The following is a 19325-nucleotide window of genomic DNA, read 5'->3' on the forward strand; positions in this document are numbered from 1 at the left end:
AAAACGCGCCCGAAGGCGCGTGGAGAGAAGCGTCAGGCCGCTCGCTTGAATAGCCGGATCACGAACAGCAGGATCACCGCGCCGACGACCGCGACGATCACCGAACCGATGAAGCCGCTGCCGATGCTGATGCCGAGCAGCCCGGCGAGCCAGCCGCCAATCACCGCGCCAACGATCCCGACGATGATGTCGACGATCAGCCCGAAGCCGCCGCCCTTGACGAGCAAGCCGGCAAGCCAGCCGGCGATCGCGCCGATGATGAGCCACATAATCAAGCCATGAGCCATGGTTGTCCTCTCCTTGAGTTGTATCGAATGACCGGACGTCGGCTGTGTCGCCGCAAGCTGAATGAATGCGGCATCGCGACCCGCCGTGCCGCCCACGCAATGTACCGCGATAGACGGGTCGGAATCGTTAAGTAATGTTATGCACCCTTAACGGGATTTTCCAGAGAATTCGTCTGCGTACGGCGACGCTCGCGCACGGGCAATGCGTGACGAAATGAATCTGTAAGAACGGGGCGCCGGTGAAGGCGGTCGGCCATGCGCGTCATCGTTCGCGCGTCGATGACTGCATGCCCGCGTCGGGCAATCCGTCGCTTGCGTCTGCGATCGGCCGCGCGACGGTCGTGGCATCGCCGATCGCCTCGATCGACAGCAGGGCGAAGCGGGCGAGAAAGAGCGATGCATCGGCTTCACCGATTCGCGTCATCGTGCGGCCGGGGTCGGTGTCGAGCGTGTCGCGTTCGGTATCCGTCATCATGCGGTTTCTTGAGGGGCGGTTGATGCGTCCGAACTCGTACACGAAGATCGTGCATTGCACGACCGACAGCGCGTCGTCGCACATCTACAGCGCTCCGGCTGCGAATGCGTTCAATTCGCTGTCGCCGATCACGGCGACGAAGCGCGCCGCGCGCGATACGTCCAGTTGCCCGCTGAGTTCGGTCGCTCGAGACGCCAGGTGCGCATGATGTTCGGAGGGGGCTGATCGGTCTGTCTATTGTGAGCGGCGTGGTGCGGCGCGGGAGTCGGGGGATGCCCGCAAGCGGAGCGGACGCGGGCAGAAGGAGGGTGGCGCACGATTTGGCGCCCGGAATGAGAAAAGGGCTGACAAGCATTGCTTGTCAGCCCTTTATAACTTGGTGCCGGAGATAGGAGTCGAACCTACGACCTTCGCATTACGAATGCGCTGCTCTACCAACTGAGCTACACCGGCATCAGAGAAACGAAATTATAAGGTGAAATTTGAAATCTTGGCAATAGGTTTTGCGAATTTTTTTCAGCTTGCTGCTGCTGTTTCGCGAAACTCATCGACTCGGCAAACTTCCCGCTTCGTTTCACTGCGATGCGACCCGTTGGGGTCACATCGAGAGGCGCGATTGTACGTACGTCGCGCGACCCTGTCTAGTGCTGCAGTGCAAATTTATTGCTTTTCCTGATGGTAACCCGTCACACGCTCGACTTCGTTCTTCGAACCGAGGAACACGGGCACGCGCTGGTGCAGGCCCGTCGGCTGCACTTCCATGATGCGCTGCGTGCCGGTCGTCGCGGCACCGCCTGCCTGTTCGACGATGAACGACATCGGGTTCGCTTCGTACATCAGGCGCAGCTTGCCCGGACGATCGGGCGTGCGCTTGTCGGCCGGGTACATGAAGATGCCGCCGCGGTTCAGGATCCGGTGCACGTCGGCAACCATCGATGCGATCCAGCGCATGTTGAAGTTGTCGCCGCGCGGGCCGTCCTTGCCGGCGTTCAGTTCGTCGACGTAGCGCTTGACCGGGTCGTACCAGTGGCGCGCGTTCGATGCGTTGATCGCGTATTCACGCGTGTCGGCCGGAATCTGCATGTTGCTCTGCGTGAGCACCCACGAGCCGACTTCGCGGTCGAGCGTGAAGCAGTTCACGCCGTTGCCGGTCGTCAGCACGAACACCGTTTGCGGGCCGTACACGGCGTAGCCGGCCGCGACCTGCTGCGTGCCGGGCTGCAGGAACGATTCCTCGGTTGCCTGCTTGCCGTCCGGGCAGCGCAGCACCGAGAAGATCGTGCCGATCGACACGTTCACGTCGATGTTCGACGAGCCGTCGAGCGGATCGAACACGAGCAGGTATTCGCCGCGCGGGTAGTTCGCGGGGATCGGGAAGAACGTTTCCATTTCTTCCGATGCCATCGCGGCGAGGTTGCCGCCCCATTCGTTCGCGTCGAGCAGGATCTCGTTCGACAGGATGTCGAGCTTCTTCTGCACTTCGCCCTGGACGTTCTCGCTGCCGGCGGTGCCGAGCGCTTCGCCGAGCGCGCCCTTCGACACGTTGTAGCTGATCGCCTTGCACGCGCGTGCGACGACTTCGATCAGCAGGCGCAGGTCGGCGGGGAGGTTGTTGGTCTCACGTTGCTGTTCGATCAGGAACTTCGACAGCGTGGTGCGGCGGGCAATGGACATGACAGACTCCAGAAGGCCAAAGAATCCTTGAATGGCCGCAATTTTACCCGTCGCGCCTCGCGTACCGCCGGGTTTTTTCGTCCGGTTACACGGCCGGGCGGCCGGCCCGGCCCGGTTTCCGGAGGGGGAGACAGGCGGGACGCGCGTTGTCGCGGCGGCAGGCGGCGCGGTCAGACCCCGCGATTGCGAACGGGTCCGGCAGTAGTCACACGTAAAAAAAGCCGGTGCCGCGACGGGCGGCACCGGCTGTATCGCGCACGCGCGATGCGGGCGAGGGCGTTACGCGAGCGCCTTCTCGACGATCTCGCGCACGTCGCGCGATTTCGCACCGGCGGCGACCTGCTCGAGCGCTTCGCGCATCCGGTCGCGCAGTGCCGGCGTGAAGCGGCGCCACAGTTCGAGCGAGCGGGCGAGGCGCGCCGCGACCTGCGGGTTGATCGCGTCGAGCGCGAGCACCTGTTCGGCCCAGAACGCGTAACCCGAGCCGTCCGCCGCGTGGAATTGCGCGGGGTTGGCCGCGCAGAAGCTGAAGATCAGCGAGCGTGCGCGGTTCGGATTCTTCAGGTTGAACGCGGGGTGCGCGAGCAGCTTGCGGACCTTCGCGAGCGTCGGCTGCGCGGGCGTACCGCGTTGCGCGGCCTGCATCGCGAACCACTTGTCGATCACGAGCGCTTCCTTCTCGAAGCGGCGATAGAAATCGTCGAGCGCGTGCTCGGCCGGTTCGTTCGCGCCGGCGGCCGCGGCGGACAGCAGCGCGCCGAGCGCTGCCGCGCGATCGGTCATGTTGTTCGCCGCATCGTATTGCGCAGTCGCGAGGCGCACGGCATCGGCCGGATCCTCGAGTTCGGCGAGATACGCGAGCGCGAGGTTCTTCAGCGCGCGGCGGCCGGAGGCCTCCGGCGTCGGTTCGTAGGCGCCGGGCGTCTGGTGCTGCTCGATTGCGGCGAGCCAGTCGGCGCGCAGCGCGTTGGCGAGCTGGCGGCGCACGAACTGGCGCGCTCGATGCACGGCGGCCGGATCGGCCTCCGCCATCTGGTCGGCGAGGTAGGTTTCCGACGGCAGCGTCAGCGCGAGTTCGCGGAACGCCGGCGACAGCGTCGCGTCGGTCAGCACGCGGCGGAATGCGGCGACGAAGTTCTCGCCGAGCGTGAGCGGCTCGTTCGCGGCCGCACGCGCGGCGAGCGTCAGCAGCGCGCGCGTCGCGAGGCGCTGGCCGGCTTCCCAGCGGTTGAACGGATCGCTGTCGTGCGCGAGCAGGAAGGCGAGGTCGTCGTCGCTGTAGTCGTACTCGACGATCACCGGCGACGAGAAATTGCGCAGCAGCGACGGCAGCGGTTGCTCCGGTACGTCGACGAACGTGAAGGTCTGCTCGGTGTCGGTGAAGTCGAGCACGCGCGTCGTGCCTGCAGCGGCGGCTTCGCCGTCGAGACGCAGCGGCAGGTCGCGGCCGTCGCGACCGATCAGGCCGATCGCGAACGGAATCAAGAGCGGCCCTTGCTGCGTTTCGCGCGCGGCCGGCGAAGCGTCGCCGTAACCCTGCGCGAGCGTGACCGTATAGCGGCGCGCGGCCGCGTCGTACGCGGTGCGCACCGACACGCGCGGCGTGCCGGCCTGGCTGTACCAGCGCTCGAACTGCGCGAGATCGCGCCCGTTCGCGTCGGCCATCGCGTGACGGAAGTCGTCGCAGGTCACTGCGTGGCCGTCGTGGCGCTTGAAGTACAGGTCCATCCCCTTGCGGAAGCCGTCGCGGCCGAACAGCGTCTGGTACATCCGCACGACTTCCGAGCCTTTCTCGTAGACGGTCATCGTGTAGAAGTTGTTGATCTCGACGTAGCTCTCCGGGCGCACCGGGTGGGCCATCGGGCCCGCATCCTCGGCGAACTGCAACTGGCGCAGCACGCGCACGTCCTCGATGCGCTTGACCGCGCGGGCCGCCGACTCGATGTCGTCGCCCGCGGCCATGTCGGCCGAGAATTCCTGGTCGCGGAACACCGTCAGGCCTTCCTTCAGGCTCAGCTGGAACCAGTCGCGGCAGGTCACGCGGTTGCCGGTCCAGTTGTGGAAGTACTCGTGGCCGACCACCGATTCGATGTTCGCGAAGTCGGTGTCGGTTGCGGTCTCGGGGTTCGCCAGCACGTACTTCGTGTTGAAGATGTTGAGCCCCTTGTTCTCCATCGCGCCCATGTTGAAATCGCCGACCGCGACGATCATGAAGCGGTCGAGATCGAGCTCGAGGCCGAAGCGCTTCTCGTCCCAGCGGATCGAGTGGATCAGCGAGTCCATCGCATGACGTGTCTTGTCGAGGTCGGCCGGTTCGACCCACACCTGCAGCAGCTTTTCCTTGCCCGAGCCGGTCGTGATTTTCTCCTCGATCGCGACGAGCTTGCCCGCGACCAGCGCGAACAGGTAGCTCGGCTTGCGGAACGGGTCTTCCCACTTCGCGAAGTGGCGGCCGTCGGGCAGGTCGCCCGAATCGACGAGGTTGCCGTTCGACAGCAGCACCGGGTACGCGGCCCTGTCGGCGCGCAGCGTGACCGTGTACGACGCCATCACGTCCGGGCGGTCGAGGAAGTAGGTGATGCGGCGGAAACCCTCGGCTTCGCACTGCGTGAAGAAGTTGCCGCTCGACACATAGAGGCCGGACAGCGTCGTATTCTGGTCGGGCGCGCATGCGCTTTCGAGCGTCAGCTCGAAAGATTCGGGGACGTTCTCGACGGTCAGCCCGTGTTCGTGCGCGCGCACGGCGCCATGCGGCGCGCCGTCCACGTGTGCGCCGAGGAATTCAAGCGCTTCGCCCATCAGCTCCAGGTGCGGCGCGGGCGCGGCGTCCGGATTGCGGCGCACGCGCATCGTATTCCTGACGATCGTACGGGCCGGCGCGAGATCGAATTCGAGTGCGACGGAATCGATGAGGAAGGCCGGCGGCGTGTAGTCGGCGCGGCGGATCACGGTGGAAGAGGCGTTGTCGGACATGGTCGTCGAGATCGGTGGAGTGGGGGACGGGCCCGTGGCACGGGCCGGGCGAACCGGGCCATTGTACAAAGGCTGGCGGCCGCGTGCCGGGCGAACTTTTTACCGGTTCCGGGAGTCCGCGTATTATCGGCATCCCGTTACGGTTCGCGCGGTGCGACGAACGGGTGACGGATCGAAGAGGATCAACATGAAACGCCAATGGATTCAACGCGGTGCGGGCTGGACGGCGGTGCTGTGCATGGCGCTGCTGACCGGCTGCACCAGCTACGTGACGACCCAGGTCACGGCCTTCTCCGACTGGAGCGGCAGCGACGCGACACGCACCTATGCATTCACGCGCACCGATGCGCAGAAGAACAGCATCGAGCAGTCGACCTACGAGCCGATCGTCGCGAACGAACTGTCCACGTATGCGTTCCGGCAGGTGCCGCAGGCGCAGGCGCGGTACCTCGTCGGGCTGACCTATGCGGTCGGCAGCGATCTCGTGACGGTCCCGCAGCCGGTCTATTACGATCCGTGGTTTGCGCCCGGGCCGTACTGGCGGCGCGGGCCGTGGGGCCCGTGGGGGCCCTGGGGGCCGATGCCGGCCGGCTACGTCGCGCAGACGTACCAGGTGTTCGACTACACGCTCGGAATCCGCATCACCGAGCGCGCGACGGGCAAGGAGGTATACAACGTGTCCGCGCGTACGACCGGCGACAACGGCACGCTGCTGTACGCGATGCCGTTCCTTGCACGCAGCGCGCTCGCCGATTTCCCGCTGTCGAACGGCGCGGTCCGTTCGGTCCGGCTGCCGGTCGACAAGCGCGGCGGGCCGGCGGCGCCGGCCGCCAACGAGCGCGCGGTGCCGGTGGCGCCTGCTTCGGGCGCAGCCGCCGCGAAGTAACGCGGCTCCAGTCTCGGCGCGGCCGACCGGCCGCGCCTGCCATCGTCCGCCCCGTCAGACCCCGATGCCCAGCAGCGCCAGCGCGCCGAGCACGACGAACAGCACGGCCGCGATCCCGTGGACGAGCTTCGTCGGCAGACGGTGCGCGAAGCGGTCGCCCAGCAGGATCGCGGGCACGTTCGCGAGCATCATCCCGAACGTCGTGCCGGCCACGACACCGATGTAGTCCTGGAAGCGCGCGGCCAGCGCGACGGTCGCGATCTGCGTCTTGTCGCCCATTTCCGCGAGGAAGAATGCGACGAGGGTCGCACCGAATACGCCGAGCCGCGACCGGTTGGCATTGGCTTCGTCGGCATCGAGCTTGTCCGGCACGAGGATCCACAACCCCATCGCGATGAACGAGAATGCGAGCGCCCAGCGCATGATCGACGGTGTGACGAGCACGCCGAGCCATTCGCCGAGCGCGCCGGCGAAACCGTGGTTCACGAGCGTCGCGACGAGCACGCCAAGAATGATGGGGATCGGCTTGCGATAGCGCGCGGCCAGCACGAGGGAAAGCAGTTGGGTCTTGTCGCCGATTTCAGCGAGCGCGACGGCACCGGTGGAGATCAGGAAGGCTTGGGACACGTATGGGGTTCCACGGGCCGATGTTGTGCGTGCGAGCGACGATCCACGGCGCGCCGGGCCCTGATGCGGCGCACTGTGAACCATCGGTCTCGCCAGGCCTAGGTGGCTGCGCCCGCCATGGCCATACGGCCAAGTCTGTTGACGGACGCCTCCGTCACGATGCGCGCCGGGGGCGCGGGACATCGAGCGGAGCGGCTACTCCCCAATGAGGGGCGAATTCTAGCATGGCGCGTTGCGCGCGGGAAAGCGGTTGGCGGGCGCTGCGCCCGGGGTCGGGGCGGGATCGGCGTACGGCGATCCCCAGCGGTACGGCAGGCCCGGCGGGCGCGGTGGCGGATGCCCGCGCGTGCCGGGGCGAACCCCGGCAGGTCGTTACGCGGCGGGGCGGCGTGCCGCGCCGCGCTCGTGGACGAGCTTGCCGGCCGCATAGGTGCGGTACACCGCGCGGTCGTCGCCAAGCAGCGCAAAGGCGAACAGCAGCTCCTCGAGCGAATCCGCGCGTTTCGTACGGCGCGCGAGCAGCGGCGTGGCCTGCGGATCGAGCACGACGAAGTCGGCCTCGGTGCGCGGTGCGAGCGTGCCTACCGTCTCGGTGAGGTCGAGCGCCTGCGCGGCGCCGGCCGTCGCGAGCCAGAACATCCGCGTCGCGGTCAGGTGGTGGCCCGACAGCCGCGCGACCTTGTGCGCTTCGTTCATCGTCTGCAGCATCGAGAACGACGTGCCGCCGCCGACGTCGGTCGCGAGCGTGACGGGCACGTCGTATTCACCGGCCTTGTCGAAATCGAACAGCCCGCTGCCGAGGAAGAAATTCGACGTCGGGCAGTGTGCGACGACGGTGCGCGTCTCGGCCATCCGGCGGCGGTCCTTGTCGTCGAGGTGGATGCAGTGGCCGTACACCGCGCGCGGGCGCAGCAGCCCGTAGCGGTCGTAGATGTCGAGATAGCTGCGATGGCCGGGGAACAGCTCGGCCACCCATTTCACCTCGTCGACGTTCTCCGCGACATGGCTCTGCACGAACACGTCCGGATGGCGGCGCGCGAGTTCGCTGCACGCCTCGAGCTGCGCCTCGGTCGACGTCGGCGCGAAGCGCGGCGTGAGCGCGTACATCTGGCGACCCTTGCCGTGCCAGCGGCCGATCAGCTCGGCGCTGTCGTCATAACCCGATTGCGCGGTATCGCGCAGGAATTCGGGGCAGTTGCGGTCCATCAGCACCTTGCCCGCGATCATCCGCAGGTCGCGCGCGTCGCTGGCCGCGAACAGCGCATCGGCCGACTGCTTGTGCACCGTGCAGTAGACGAGTGCGCTCGTGGTGCCGCAGGCGAGCAGTTCGTCGACGAAGAAGTCGGCGACTTCGCGCGCATGCTCGGGATCGCCGAACTGGCGCTCGGTCGGGAACGTGTACTTGTCCAGCCACGGCAGCAGGCCCGGCGCCGGCGACGCGATCATGTCCGTCTGCGGATAGTGGATGTGCGTGTCGATGAAGCCGGGGACGATCAGCTTGTCGCGCAGGTCATGGACGATCGCGTCGCGCGCGAGCGTCGCCGCGAGCTGCGCGTACGGGCCGGCCGCGACGACCTTGCCGTCGTCGACGACCAGGAGGCCGTCGGTCTCGTAGTTCGCGGCCTGGCTCGATTGCGCCGGGTCGCCGTTGAAGGTCAGCAGCTGGGAACGAAAAGCGGTTTGCGTCATGACGAATGGTCCTGCATCAAGGTAAGGCGAACAGAAGAACACGAGCGACGTCGCACGAGGGCAACGCGGCGCACGGCGAGCGGGCGCGGCACGTTGCGTGCGGCACGACCGGATGCGAAAGCGCGGGCGAACGTGGCGGCCGAAGCCGCCAGCGAGTGGTCGCCGGCGGGCCTCGCAGTCGTTGCGCTCGCGACCGATGCGGTGGCGAGCGCAACGGCAAATCGCGACGGCAGGCACGCGCGCGCGACGACGAACGGCGCCGTCGCCGCCCGGGCATGCACGCGATCGTCCCGACACAAGGCCGGGGCGGTGGTCGCGAAGCGGATGCCGTTGCCGTGTTTCATCTGTCTAGCGTTCCTCGATGCCGGCCGTCACGCGGCCTGCCAGTACGCGTCGAGGCGCGCGAACAGCGCGTCGCGCTGCGCCGGTTCAATGAACGAGGCCTCGAAGCCGTTGCGGATCACCGCATGGACTTCGGCATCCGTGAGTTGCAGCCCTTCGGCCGTCGCGAAGTAGTTTTCGTTGACGTAGCCGCCGAAATAGGCCGGATCGTCGGAGTTGATCGTCACCGCGACGCCGCGATCGAGCAGCGCCTTCAGCGTGTGCTTCGCCATGTCGTCGAACACGCAAAGCTTCAGGTTCGACAGCGGGCACACGGTGAGCGCCGTGCGCGTCCTGGCGAGGCGCTCGACGAGTGCCGCGTCCTCGATGCTGCGCACGCCGTGGTCGATCCGGTCGACCTTCAGCACGTCGAGCGCTTCGTAGATGTACGCGGGCGGGCCTTCCTCGCCCGCGTGTGCGACGAGTTTCAGCCCGAGCGCGCGCGCTTTCTCGAACACGCGTGCGAACTTCGTCGGCGGATGGCCGAGCTCGGACGAATCGAGGCCCACGCCGATCAGGCGATGGCGATAGCGCTCGAACAGCGGCAGCGCGGATTCGAACGTCGCGAGCGCGTCCTCTTCGGACAGGTGGCGCAGGAAGCACAGAATCAGCTTGCTCGACAGCCCGCGTCGTTCGGCATCGGCGAGTGCGCGCTCGATGCCCGCGACCACCGTCTCGATCGGCACGCCACGCTCGGTGTGCGTCTGCGGATCGAAGAACAGCTCGGTGTGGACGACGTTGTCGGCGAGCGCGCGTTCGCAGTACGCGGCCGTCATGTCGTAGAAATCCTGCTCGGTCAGCAGCACGCTCGCGCCTGCGTAATAGATGTCGAGGAACGACTGCAGGTCGGTGAACGCGTACGCGGCGCGCAGCGCGTCGATCGAGTCGTACGCGAGCTTCACGCCGTTGCGCTGCGCGAGCGCAAAAATCAGTTCGGGCTCGAGCGAGCCTTCGATGTGGATGTGCAGCTCCGCTTTCGGTGCGCGGGCAATCTTGTCCTTGAATGTCGGGGTCATGGCGTCGTTCTTGGTCGGTCAATAGGTAGGGGAAGCCTGCGCGGACGCGTTCGCGTTTGCCTCGACGGCCTGCAGCAATTGCGCCGCCACCGAGATCGCGATCACTTCGGGCGCCTTGTCGATGATGCCTTCGACACCGATCGGGCAGCGCATCCGGGCGACCTGGGCCGGGTCGATGCCGATGGCTGCGAGGCGATGATCGAACTGCGCGCGTTTCGTGTGCGAGCCGGTCATCCCGAAGTACGCATAGTCGCCACGCCGCAGGATGCGCTCGGCCAGCACGAAATCGAGCGCGTGGTCGTGCGTCATCACGACGAAGTAGGACTGCGGCGGGGCCGCGTCGACCGCGTCGGCCGGGGCAGCGGCCGCTTCGATCGCGAGGTTGCCGATGCCGGCGAGCGCGTCGGCCGGCGGGAACACCGCATCGGGCCCGTCGATCCAGCGCACGTGGCACGGCAGCGTCGCCAGTACCTTCACGAGCGCGGTGCCGATGTGCCCGGCGCCGAACAGGACGACGGGGAACGCATACGGTGCGATCGTTTCGGTCATCAGCGACACGCCGCCGGTTTCCCACAGCAGGCAGTTGGCACGCGCGGCTTCCGATTCGGGCTCGCTCAACAGCGGCGCGCCCGGCGAGGGGCCGAATGATACGCTACGCACGGTCGCGGCGCCGGCCGCGACACGCTTCGCGAGCGACATGATCCAGCCGAGATCGCCCACATCGAGCCGCTCGAACGCGAGCACCACCGCGCCGCCGCAGCACTGGCCGAGGCTCGGGCCGAGTGCGAGCCGCTCGAGCCGGCGCGCGTGCGGCACGTGCGCGCCATCCTTCAGCAGATGCCGCGCGATCTCGATCGCCTTCCATTCCAGATGACCGCCGCCGATCGTATGGCGGGCCGTGTCGCGCGTGACGAGCATCTTGGTGCCGGCTTCGCGCGGTGCGGAGCCGTCGGTGTGCGCGACCGTCACGAGCACGGCCGCTTCGCCATGCGCGAGCAGTTGCTGCAGATCGCCGAGCCAGGCTTCCATCAGCACGCTCCGTTCGGGGCGACGCGGCAGGACACGCGGCGCGGGCTGGCGAGCGTGGCGGCAACGATGACGGACGGGAGCGAGGCGGGCCGGCCGCACGGCCGATGCGGTGCGGCGGCAGCGCGCCGACGGCGTTCGCGGATGGCACCGCCGGATGCGCGGACGCCATGAGGGTGACGGATGCGGATGGTTTGCGTTGTCATGATGAATCCAGTCGACATTGCGGATCGGGCGCGCGTTACGCAGGGAGAGTGAGACCGCCTGGCCTCGCGCACGTAGATCGCCATCCAGTCATGAAGATAGCACCGCAGGGCGACGGGAACATCGCGGGGCGGTGATCCGGGCTATCAGGAGGCGATCATGTCGATCATAGGCCCGCCGCGCGGGATCGGGGCGCCGATGCGTGCACATCGGGCTGAAACGCAGGCGTGGCGGGGCGGGGCGCGGAAGTCGCACGATGCGCGTTCGCCCGGAGATCCGGGCGGTGGCGGAGTAGGTGTTTACGCGTGACGGCCCGGATGTGGCCCGGGCGAGCAGGCGAGCGGGCCGCGTGCAGGCCGGTCGAAACCGGCCGGTCAGCCCACGAGCTTGCGGCGATGGCGCCAGAGGCTTGCGACGACCGCGATCAGGATCACGGCGAAGCCGATCAGCGACCAGCCGGGCAGCAGGATGCCGAAGATCGGCGGGTAGACGGTTTCGCACAGCCCGGCGACCTTGAACATGCCGGGGAACCAATGCGCGGGCGGCAGGCTGTCGACGATCGGCTGCAGCGTGTCGAAGCCGCAGCTGAAGCCCGGGTTCATCTGGATCGACAGGTGCCGGGCGGCCGTGCCGACGCCGCCGGCCGCCGCGATCGCGATCAGCAGCTCGAGCACCCAGACGCCGCGCCAGTTGCGGATCCCGGCGGCCAGGAACGCGAAGATCCCGATCGCGCAGAAGAAGTAGCGCTGGATGATGCACAGCGGGCACGGATCTTCGTTCTTCACGTACTGCAGGTAGAGCGCACCGGCCAGCAGGGCGATGCACACCCATCCGAGCAGCATCAGCAGGCGGCGTTCGCGGCGGAGTGCGAGCGTGTAGTCGTTCATGTCGGCGGGGTTCCTCGTGGGTCGGTCCGGAAAACAATCGCGAGATTTTAGCGCGAACGGTCTGGCACGAAACTGACAGTGCGCGTGCGGCAACCTGCTGCACCGCACTTCCTGTCCGCCGCCGGTCGGTTGGTTGCGGTCAGCGGATCGTGTTCAGCACGGCCTCGACCGCCTGACCGATCGAGAGCAGCGCGTCGTCGCGATGCGGTGCGGCCGCGAGCATCAGCCCGACCGGCGCCGCGTCGCGCGGATGGCAGGGCAGCGACAGCGCGCATGCATCGAGGAAGTTGAACGCGCTCGGGTTGCGCAGGATCAGTGCGTTGGTGCGCGTGAACGCGGCGTCGTCCGCTTCGAGTTCGGCGATGCGCGGCGGCACGACCGGCACCGTCGGCGCGACGAGTGCGTCGAAGCGCGACCAGACCGTGTGGGCGGCTTCGTCGAGCATCGCCGCGCGCGCGGCGAGCAGGTCGAGATAGTCGGCCGCGGTCGCGGGTTCGCCCTTCAGGATCCGCGTGAGCACGCGCGGGTCGTACTGGTCGCGGTGCTTGGCGAGCAGCGGGCGATGCCACGCGTAGGCCTCGATCGGTGAGAAGCCGAAGCGGTTGATGTCCGGCAGCCGGTCGAGCGCGGGAAAGCGTACTTCCGTGACGATCGCGCCGGCGGCTTCGAGATGCTTGAGCGCGGCGTCGAGTGCAGCCACGACGTCGGCATCGACGCCGTCTGTCACGTAGTTCGTCAGCACGCCGAGCCGCACGCCTTCGAGCGGCCGGGCGGCCGGAACGTGCGGTTCGAGGCCCGCGAGTATCCGGTCGACGAGCGCACAGCAGGCGACCGTCAGGCCGATCGGGCCGAACGAGTCGAGCGTCGTCGACAGCGGCACGCCGCCTTGCGTCGGGATCCGGCTCGCGGTCGGCTTGAAGCCCGTCAGCCCGCATAGCGCGGCCGGAATGCGAATCGAGCCGCCGGTGTCGGTGCCGAGCGCGATGGCGGCCATCCCGTCGGCGACGGACGCGGCCGCGCCGGACGACGAGCCGCCGGAAATCCGCGCGTCGCCCGGCACGTCGCGGTGGTACGGCGAGCGTGGATGGCCGAAGTGCGGATTCAGCCCGAGCCCGGAGAATGCGAATTCGCTCATGTTGGTGCGGCCGATCAGCACCGCGCCCGCGCGCTTGAGTCGCGCGACGGCGACTGCGTCTGTGCGGGCGGCCGGCGCGCCGTCGAGCACGCGCGAACCCGCGCGCGTCACCTGGCCCGCGACGTCGAACAGGTCCTTGACCGACACGGGAATGCCCGCGAGCGGCGACAGCACGGTGCCCGCGGCGCGCAGCCGGTCGTGCGCGTCGGCGGCCGCGCGCGCGTTATCGGCATCGACTTCGGTGAAGACGACCGCGCCCTGGCCCCACGGATCGGCGATCCGGTCGAGCGCGGTATCGACGAGCGCGCGGCTCGTGGTCCGGCCGGCGGCGAGGTCGGCGGCGAGCTGGGCGAGCGGGGGGAAGGGCGTGAACGTGGTCATGGGCGGCTCAGGGGCGAAGATGTTGAAGAAGCGTGGAGCGGAACGAATCGATATGGCTTTCGACGGCCGCGCGCGCGCCGGGAGCGTCACGTGCGGATAGCCGATCGAACAGTTCGCGATGTTCGTGCTGGACATCGGCGAGATGGTGAGGTTCGGACAGCGTGACGAACCAGAAGCGCAGCGAGCGCTCGTGCAGTGCGCGCAGGATGTCGGCGAGGACCGAATTGCGCGCGGCCGTGGCGATCGCCTGGTGGAACGCGCGGTCGAGTTCCATCATGCCTTCGACGTGGTGGGTGTCGACGCACGCCTGCCCAGCGTCGAGCAGCGCGGCCAGGTGCGCGAGATCGTCCGGGGTCGCATGGCGCACGGCGAGTTCCGCGCAGTGTGCTTCGTTGATGCGCCTCACGTCGATCACCGCGATGATGTCGTCGAGCGACAGCGGCTGCACCATCAGTCCCTTGCGGGGCATCACGGACAGCAGCCCTTCAAGCACGAGCCGGTGCACGGCCTGATGTACCGGCGTGCGGCCGATGCCGGTGCGGGCGACGAGGTCGGCTTCGTTGAGGGCGGCGCCGGGCTTCAGGCGCATCGTGATGATGTCGCGCTGGATCAGCGCGTACGCCCGGTCGGCGAGGCTGCCCGACGGTGCGGCTGGGCGCTTGCGGGTGACGTCGGTCAGGGCATTCATGCGGGGTGCGGCGCGGTGGCCGGACGGGGCACGATCATGGCGCAGGCAATCGGGAAGCGTGGACGATGTCTGGATATTATTGTGATATATCACTGGTGTCCAGTACCGGCCGTGATGCACTCGCGTTGCCGGCGCCCGGGCGGGGACGCTCAGTGACGCAGTTTGTCGCCGACTTGCAACAATATCGACAGGATGTTGCCGGTTTGCCGCTCGATCGTGCGCTGAAGCATAATGAATCCTCGTCTATCCATACGCGTGAGCGACGTACCAGACCATCGTCATGAGCGAAAACACGCCTTCCCCGGCCGGTCTGCCCGGCACCTCCTCCGTTTCTTCCGATTCTCCCCGTACCGATCCGGCGAAAGCGCCCGATGCGCCCGCAGCCCAGGCCGCCGCGCAGAACGTCGCTGCTGACGGCGCGTCATCGGTTACGGCTGCGTCCGGGCCGGGTGCGTCCGGTGCGACTGGCGCCGCCGTCGATGGCGCTGCTGCGGTCGCGCCGCCGAAGGCTGGAACGCCGCCACCCGGATTCGGCGCACAGCCCGATTTCGACACGCCGCGCCCACCGCCCGCGAACGCGCAGCATGCACCGCCGGCCTACCTGAAGCAGAGCGACACGCCGTGGTCGGTGTTCGGCCGGATCGTGGCCGCGCGCGCCCGTCGGCTGTTCGACCGCGCCGGCCAGCGCATCACGCAGCGCACGCTGCGCATCGGCGTGTCGGCGCGGATCTTCCATCCGGAACCGGGGGCGAAGGGGCTGCGGGGCAAGACGCTGCAGTATCTCGAGGAATCGATCGCGCACTGGGTGATGTCGCGAGACGTGCTCGTGTTCATGATTCCGACCGTCGGCCACCAGGGCATGATTCACCCGAGCAACATCCGTTTGCGCGACTACGCGAAGCATCTCGACGGCCTGTTGCTGCAGGGTGGCGCCGACGTATCGCCGCAAACCTACGCCGCGTCCGACGCGCGCCCGGAATGGCCGGGCGATCGCGTGCGCGACATGTACGAGCTCGAGCTGCTGCACGAGTTCGTCGAATCCGGCAAACCCGTCCTCGGCGTGTGCCGTGGCTGCCAGCTGATCAACGTCGCGTTCGGCGGCTCGCTGTACCAGGACATCGCCACCGATGTGCCGACCGCGAATGCGCACGTGAGCGAGCATTACGACCAGCATCGTCACGCGATCCGCTTCCCGGATTCGTCGACGCTCGCGAGCATGTTCCCAGGGCGCAGCGAAGCGATCGTCAACTCGATTCACCATCAGGCGATCCGCGATCTCGGCCGCGACCTGAACATCGAGGCCGTGTCGGCGGGCGACGGCATCATCGAAGGCATTCGTCATCGGCGTTCGCCGTTCGTCGTCGGCGTGCAGTGGCACCCCGAGTTCCATCGGGCCGGCGGTTCGGAACTGCTCGACTGCACCCCGTTACTCGATGCGTTCCTGCGCGCGGCGCGCGAAACCCGCCTGTAGCTAGCCGCATGCTTCGCGTCGTACGAGGGGCGGCCGCATTCCGATAAATTCGAGATGCGGCCGTTTCGTTTTGAACGATAATCGCGAGTTCCGATTCGTTCGCCGGAGTCTGACGTTGGCTTTCCGAAATTTTTCCCCTGCACGATGCGCCACGTGGATCGTTGCGCTGGTTGCCTGCACGCAAGCAGGCGCGGCCTGGTCCGCCGACGTGACCGCACCCGCCGCCGGCACGCGTCCGGCGGTCACGAGCCTGCGCGGCGATGCGGCGGCATCCAATGCGACTGGGACGGATGCGTCCGCGCAAGGCAACGTCGCCGAGCTGACGCAGATGCTGCACGACGGACGGATCGTCGAGATGCGCACGACGTACAACGGCAGCTACGGTGCGAGCCTGATGTTCGATCCGCGCGAGATGACGTACTACGTCGCGCTGTTCCAGGACAAGCACCTGTGGCGCGTGATCCGGTCGCAGGAAAAGAATCGCGCGGAGATGGTGTACGCGAACTTCGTTCAGCAGACCGTACGACTTGCCGATATCGAGATCCGCCGTACCGAGCTGGAGGCACAGAAGGCGTTTCTCGAGCGCGTGATTGCGCTGCAGGCGAATCGTGCGCAGCAGTTGCAGGCCGACCTGAGCGTTGCGCGCAGCCAGCAGGCTGAAGTCGCGCAGCGGCAGCGGTCGGCGCAGGAGCAGGCGCAGGCGCTGCAGGTCGAGAAACGGGCCGCGCAGATGCAACTGCGCGATCTCCAGGAGCAGGTGCGACAGCTCGAGAAGCAGACCGAGACGGGGCTGCCCGCGCAGAAGTAGCGATTCGTCGGACGGAGAGAGACGAGCAAAACCCGGCGAAGCGAGCTTCGCCGGGTTTTTTTATGGTGCGGCCGTCAGCGCGCGAACGCGCCCGGGGTATCGGTCAGGCGGCGGTGGGACAGTTGCGCCGTCCAGTCGAAACCGGTGGCGGGCGCGTGCGTTGCGCGGGCAGGCTGGGCGCGCAAGGCGCTTGCCATTGCGATCAGTGTGAGCGGATCGTCGAGCGTGTCGAGCGTTTCGCCAGTTGCACGCGGCGATGCGGCGAGCCGATCGCGTGTGCGGACGTCGACCGTGCTGCTCCGGATCGGCTGACGCGTGGCCAGCCGCGACACGGTTGGTGTTCGGACCGGCGCCGCCGCCATGCGCTTGCCGCTCGAACGAGGCGACGCGGAAGTGGCCGTCGGCGGCACGCGGGATGTTGCCTTCGGACGAGGCGATGCGGGACGACGCGTAACGTGGTGCGTGGCCGGCGGTGATTCGGCCGTTGTCGCGACAGGCGCGGCCATCTTGCGCTGCGGTGGCGCGCTCGGCGACGTATGCGGCTGAACCGCAGCGACCCGCACGGTACCCGACGATATCGCGTGATCCGGTACAGCACCGGCCGTGTGAATCGCGTATGCCGGCCCGGATCCCGCAATGGGTTCATGCGCGGCAATCAGCCAGCCGATGATGCCGAGCGCGCCGATACTCCAGCAGAATGCGTACTTCGCGCGCCGGTCGCGAAAGCCGCCGGCGATACGGCGGGAACACGGGGCCGCAGCGGCAGGCAGTGCAACCGGCGCCCCCGCATGAGTTGGTGCCGGCGCCACGATGGGCAGCGGCTGCCAGCGGCATGCGCGGTGCGGCCGGTTCACGTCGATGCAGGACGTCGACAGTGTCGCGAGGCAGTGCCTGCCGGGCCGCGCACCGGGTGCGCCGCGAAAGGTCCAGTCGTGGGCGAACGACGGTACGTTCTCGAGCGGAGCGACGCGAGGGCGGGCGAGCGCGCCTGTCACGGGGACGAGGGACGATGGGGTCATGAGGGCGGTGCGCTATGTGACACGGGCAACCGTGCCGATGCGGCGCGGAACCGTCGTTGCAAATCAAGACATTGTGGTCAGCCGGCGAAGGCCAGTCGATCGGATCAATCTGATTTTTGCATCCGTTTCGGGACGACTCGTACGAGGAGAGCGCCGCGACGGCAACGGCAGGGGAGACACAAGGCAAATGTCGGGTTGGCGTGGCATGATGCACGAACCATACCGGTGCGTGCGTCGTTGCGCGGTGCACCGCCGGTGGGCAGCGATGCCCGTGCGCGCCGGCCCGGCGCCGCGTGCGTCGTCGGATCCATACGGCGCGGATTCGCGCCATCCGAGCTGAGCGAGAAAAACATGACCACAGCTTCACACGCCGTCGCGCAGGAATCGAAATTTCGCACCGTATTCCGGGTCGTCAGCGGCAACTTCCTGGAAATGTACGATTTCATGGTCTACGGGTATTACGCGTCGGCCATCGCGAAAACCTACTTCCCGAGCGGCAACGCGTTCGCGTCGTTGATGCTGTCGCTGTCGGTGTTCGGCGCGGGCTTCCTGATGCGGCCGGTCGGCGCGATCGTGCTCGGCGCGTACATCGACCATCACGGCCGTCGCAAGGGGCTGATCCTGACGCTCGGGCTGATGGCGCTCGGCACGCTCACGGTGGCCGCGATACCCGGCTATGCGACGATCGGCGTGCTCGCGCCGGCACTCGTGCTGCTCGGCCGGCTGCTGCAGGGCTTCTCGGCGGGCGTCGAACTCGGCGGCGTGTCGGTCTATCTGTCGGAGATCGCGACGAAGGGCCACAAGGGGTTCTATACGTCGTGGCAGTCGGGCAGCCAGCAGGTGGCCGTCGTGTTCGCCGCGTTCGTCGGCGTGCTGCTGAACCGCGTGCTGCCGGCCGAAGAGATGACCGCGTGGGGCTGGCGCATCCCGTTCCTGATCGGCTGCCTGATCGTGCCGTTCCTGTTCCTGATCCGTCGTTCGCTGAAGGAGACCGACGAGTTCCTCGCGAAGCGTCATCGTCCGACGATGGGCGAGATCATGCGCTCGATGCTCGACAACTGGGGCGTCGTGGTGGCGGGCATGGGGATGGTGATCATGACGACGGTGTCGTTCTACATGATCACCGCCTATACACCGACGTTCGGCAAGGAAGTGCTGCACCTGTCGTCGCTCGACGCGCTCGTCGTGACCGTCTGCGTCGGGATTTCCAATCTCGTGTGGCTGCCGCTGTCCGGTGCGTTGTCCGACCGCATCGGTCGCCGTCCGGTGCTGATCGCGTTCACGGTACTGACGCTGTTGACGGCTTACCCGGCCGTGCTGTGGCTCGTCGGCGATCCGTCGTTCCTGCGGTTGCTCGCGGTCGAGCTGTGGCTGTCATTCCTTTATGCGTCGTATAACGGGGCGATGGTCGTCGCGCTGACCGAGGTCATGCCGGTCGACGTGCGCACGGCCGGTTTCTCGCTCGCATACAGCCTGGCGACGACGATCGGCGGCTTCACGCCCGCGATCTCGACGCTGCTGATTCATCAGACCGGGAACAAGGCGGCGCCGGGGCTGTGGCTGAGCGTTGCCGCGATTTGCGGCCTGATTGCGACACTCGTGCTGTATCGCACGTCCGAGGCGCGCAACCAGTACAAGGCGGCCTGACTGGCACCGGGCTAACGCGCGGCGCCGGCCGCACGCATTGCAATGAGAAAG

17 protein-coding genes, 1 tRNA gene and 1 riboswitch are annotated in these 19325 nt (G+C 67.5%); of the genes, 4 read left to right on the forward strand and 14 right to left on the reverse strand.

The annotated features are described in order from the left end of the window. Window positions 1–32 precede the first annotated feature (32 nt). From LGN17_RS06580 to pepN, 5 genes are all read right to left on the reverse strand, one after another. The gene (locus LGN17_RS06580) at window positions 33–287 is read right to left on the reverse strand and encodes a GlsB/YeaQ/YmgE family stress response membrane protein (RefSeq protein ID WP_114176412.1); all 255 of its coding nucleotides are present in this window, start codon (window positions 285–287) and stop codon (window positions 33–35) included. Between the two features lie 262 nt (window positions 288–549). Next, window positions 550–762 carry a hypothetical protein gene (locus LGN17_RS06585; protein ID WP_226195723.1) on the reverse strand — a complete coding sequence of 71 codons (213 nt, stop codon included), beginning with the start codon at window positions 760–762 and terminating at the stop codon, window positions 550–552. A 377-nt stretch (window positions 763–1139) separates the two neighbouring features. Beyond that, a tRNA-Thr gene (locus tag LGN17_RS06590) sits at window positions 1140–1215 on the reverse strand. A 207-nt stretch (window positions 1216–1422) separates the two neighbouring features. Then, window positions 1423–2436: a class 1 fructose-bisphosphatase gene (locus LGN17_RS06595; protein WP_089439471.1), complete on the reverse strand. Its 1014-nt coding sequence runs from the start codon at window positions 2434–2436 to the stop codon at window positions 1423–1425. A 279-nt stretch (window positions 2437–2715) separates the two neighbouring features. Continuing rightward, a complete protein-coding gene (gene pepN / locus LGN17_RS06600; RefSeq protein ID WP_226195611.1) occupies window positions 2716–5409 on the reverse strand; it encodes an aminopeptidase N in 2694 nt (897 codons plus the stop codon). Between the two features lie 187 nt (window positions 5410–5596). Here pepN and LGN17_RS06605 point away from each other — a divergent pair, with 187 nt between their 5' ends. Beyond that, window positions 5597–6295, forward strand: coding sequence for a DUF4136 domain-containing protein (locus tag LGN17_RS06605; RefSeq protein WP_226195612.1), 699 nt, complete (start codon window positions 5597–5599; stop codon window positions 6293–6295). A gap of 54 nt (window positions 6296–6349) precedes the next feature. Here the strand turns inward: LGN17_RS06605 and LGN17_RS06610 are convergent, their stop codons facing one another. From LGN17_RS06610 to LGN17_RS06645, 8 genes are all read right to left on the reverse strand, one after another. Next, on the reverse strand, window positions 6350–6922 hold the full coding sequence (locus LGN17_RS06610; RefSeq protein WP_226195613.1) for a TMEM165/GDT1 family protein: 573 nt from the start codon (window positions 6920–6922) through the stop codon (window positions 6350–6352). 78 nt (window positions 6923–7000) lie between these two features. Further along, window positions 7001–7138, reverse strand: a riboswitch (yybP-ykoY riboswitch). A 156-nt stretch (window positions 7139–7294) separates the two neighbouring features. Next, window positions 7295–8611: a guanine deaminase gene (gene guaD / locus LGN17_RS06615; protein WP_226195614.1), complete on the reverse strand. Its 1317-nt coding sequence runs from the start codon at window positions 8609–8611 to the stop codon at window positions 7295–7297. After that, the gene (locus tag LGN17_RS06620) at window positions 8608–8955 is read right to left on the reverse strand and encodes a hypothetical protein (RefSeq protein ID WP_226195615.1); all 348 of its coding nucleotides are present in this window, start codon (window positions 8953–8955) and stop codon (window positions 8608–8610) included. Before LGN17_RS06620 ends, guaD begins: the two co-directional genes overlap by 4 nt. A gap of 27 nt (window positions 8956–8982) precedes the next feature. Further along, window positions 8983–10008, reverse strand: a complete 1026-nt coding sequence (locus LGN17_RS06625; RefSeq protein WP_226195616.1) for an adenosine deaminase — start codon at window positions 10006–10008, stop codon at window positions 8983–8985. Between the two features lie 18 nt (window positions 10009–10026). Beyond that, entirely contained in the window at window positions 10027–11037 is a 1011-nt protein-coding gene (gene xdhC, locus LGN17_RS06630) for a xanthine dehydrogenase accessory protein XdhC (RefSeq protein WP_226195617.1), read from the reverse strand. 575 nt (window positions 11038–11612) lie between these two features. Next, a complete protein-coding gene (locus tag LGN17_RS06635) occupies window positions 11613–12125 on the reverse strand; it encodes a disulfide bond formation protein B (RefSeq protein ID WP_226195618.1) in 513 nt (170 codons plus the stop codon). Between the two features lie 139 nt (window positions 12126–12264). After that, window positions 12265–13641 carry an amidase gene (locus LGN17_RS06640; protein WP_226195619.1) on the reverse strand — a complete coding sequence of 459 codons (1377 nt, stop codon included), beginning with the start codon at window positions 13639–13641 and terminating at the stop codon, window positions 12265–12267. A 7-nt stretch (window positions 13642–13648) separates the two neighbouring features. Then, window positions 13649–14329 carry a GntR family transcriptional regulator gene (locus LGN17_RS06645; protein ID WP_226195620.1) on the reverse strand — a complete coding sequence of 227 codons (681 nt, stop codon included), beginning with the start codon at window positions 14327–14329 and terminating at the stop codon, window positions 13649–13651. A gap of 280 nt (window positions 14330–14609) precedes the next feature. On the opposite strand from LGN17_RS06645, the gene LGN17_RS06650 reads away from it, so the two are divergent. Continuing rightward, window positions 14610–15800 (forward strand): gamma-glutamyl-gamma-aminobutyrate hydrolase family protein, encoded by a 1191-nt coding sequence (locus LGN17_RS06650; protein ID WP_226195621.1) that lies wholly within the window; start codon window positions 14610–14612, stop codon window positions 15798–15800. A gap of 115 nt (window positions 15801–15915) precedes the next feature. Further along, entirely contained in the window at window positions 15916–16608 is a 693-nt protein-coding gene (locus LGN17_RS06655) for a DUF2968 domain-containing protein (RefSeq protein WP_226195622.1), read from the forward strand. A gap of 74 nt (window positions 16609–16682) precedes the next feature. Here LGN17_RS06655 and LGN17_RS06660 read toward each other — a convergent pair whose 3' ends face one another. Next, window positions 16683–16970 carry a hypothetical protein gene (locus LGN17_RS06660; RefSeq protein WP_226195623.1) on the reverse strand — a complete coding sequence of 96 codons (288 nt, stop codon included), beginning with the start codon at window positions 16968–16970 and terminating at the stop codon, window positions 16683–16685. A 1008-nt stretch (window positions 16971–17978) separates the two neighbouring features. Here LGN17_RS06660 and LGN17_RS06665 point away from each other — a divergent pair. After that, on the forward strand, window positions 17979–19274 hold the full coding sequence (locus LGN17_RS06665) for an MFS transporter (protein ID WP_226195624.1): 1296 nt from the start codon (window positions 17979–17981) through the stop codon (window positions 19272–19274). Window positions 19275–19325: the final 51 nt, after the last annotated feature.

The sequence above is a fragment of the Burkholderia sp. AU30280 genome, from assembly GCF_020420125.1.
Classification (GTDB): Bacteria; Pseudomonadota; Gammaproteobacteria; order Burkholderiales; family Burkholderiaceae; genus Burkholderia.

Coding starts and splice junctions, on each gene's coding strand:
- LGN17_RS06645 (WP_226195620.1), bottom strand. CDS start 14,329: ATGAATGCCCTGACCGACGTCACCCGCAAGCGCCCAGCCGCACCGTCG.
- LGN17_RS06635 (WP_226195618.1), bottom strand. CDS start 12,125: ATGAACGACTACACGCTCGCACTCCGCCGCGAACGCCGCCTGCTGATG.
- LGN17_RS06660 (WP_226195623.1), bottom strand. CDS start 16,970: ATGGCGGCGGCGCCGGTCCGAACACCAACCGTGTCGCGGCTGGCCACG.
- pepN (WP_226195611.1), bottom strand. CDS start 5,409: ATGTCCGACAACGCCTCTTCCACCGTGATCCGCCGCGCCGACTACACG.
- LGN17_RS06640 (WP_226195619.1), bottom strand. CDS start 13,641: ATGACCACGTTCACGCCCTTCCCCCCGCTCGCCCAGCTCGCCGCCGAC.
- LGN17_RS06665 (WP_226195624.1), top strand. CDS start 17,979: ATGACCACAGCTTCACACGCCGTCGCGCAGGAATCGAAATTTCGCACC.
- guaD (WP_226195614.1), bottom strand. CDS start 8,611: ATGACGCAAACCGCTTTTCGTTCCCAGCTGCTGACCTTCAACGGCGAC.
- LGN17_RS06595 (WP_089439471.1), bottom strand. CDS start 2,436: ATGTCCATTGCCCGCCGCACCACGCTGTCGAAGTTCCTGATCGAACAG.
- LGN17_RS06620 (WP_226195615.1), bottom strand. CDS start 8,955: ATGAAACACGGCAACGGCATCCGCTTCGCGACCACCGCCCCGGCCTTG.
- LGN17_RS06605 (WP_226195612.1), top strand. CDS start 5,597: ATGAAACGCCAATGGATTCAACGCGGTGCGGGCTGGACGGCGGTGCTG.
- LGN17_RS06585 (WP_226195723.1), bottom strand. CDS start 762: ATGATGACGGATACCGAACGCGACACGCTCGACACCGACCCCGGCCGC.
- LGN17_RS06625 (WP_226195616.1), bottom strand. CDS start 10,008: ATGACCCCGACATTCAAGGACAAGATTGCCCGCGCACCGAAAGCGGAG.
- LGN17_RS06580 (WP_114176412.1), bottom strand. CDS start 287: ATGGCTCATGGCTTGATTATGTGGCTCATCATCGGCGCGATCGCCGGC.
- LGN17_RS06650 (WP_226195621.1), top strand. CDS start 14,610: ATGAGCGAAAACACGCCTTCCCCGGCCGGTCTGCCCGGCACCTCCTCC.
- xdhC (WP_226195617.1), bottom strand. CDS start 11,037: ATGGAAGCCTGGCTCGGCGATCTGCAGCAACTGCTCGCGCATGGCGAA.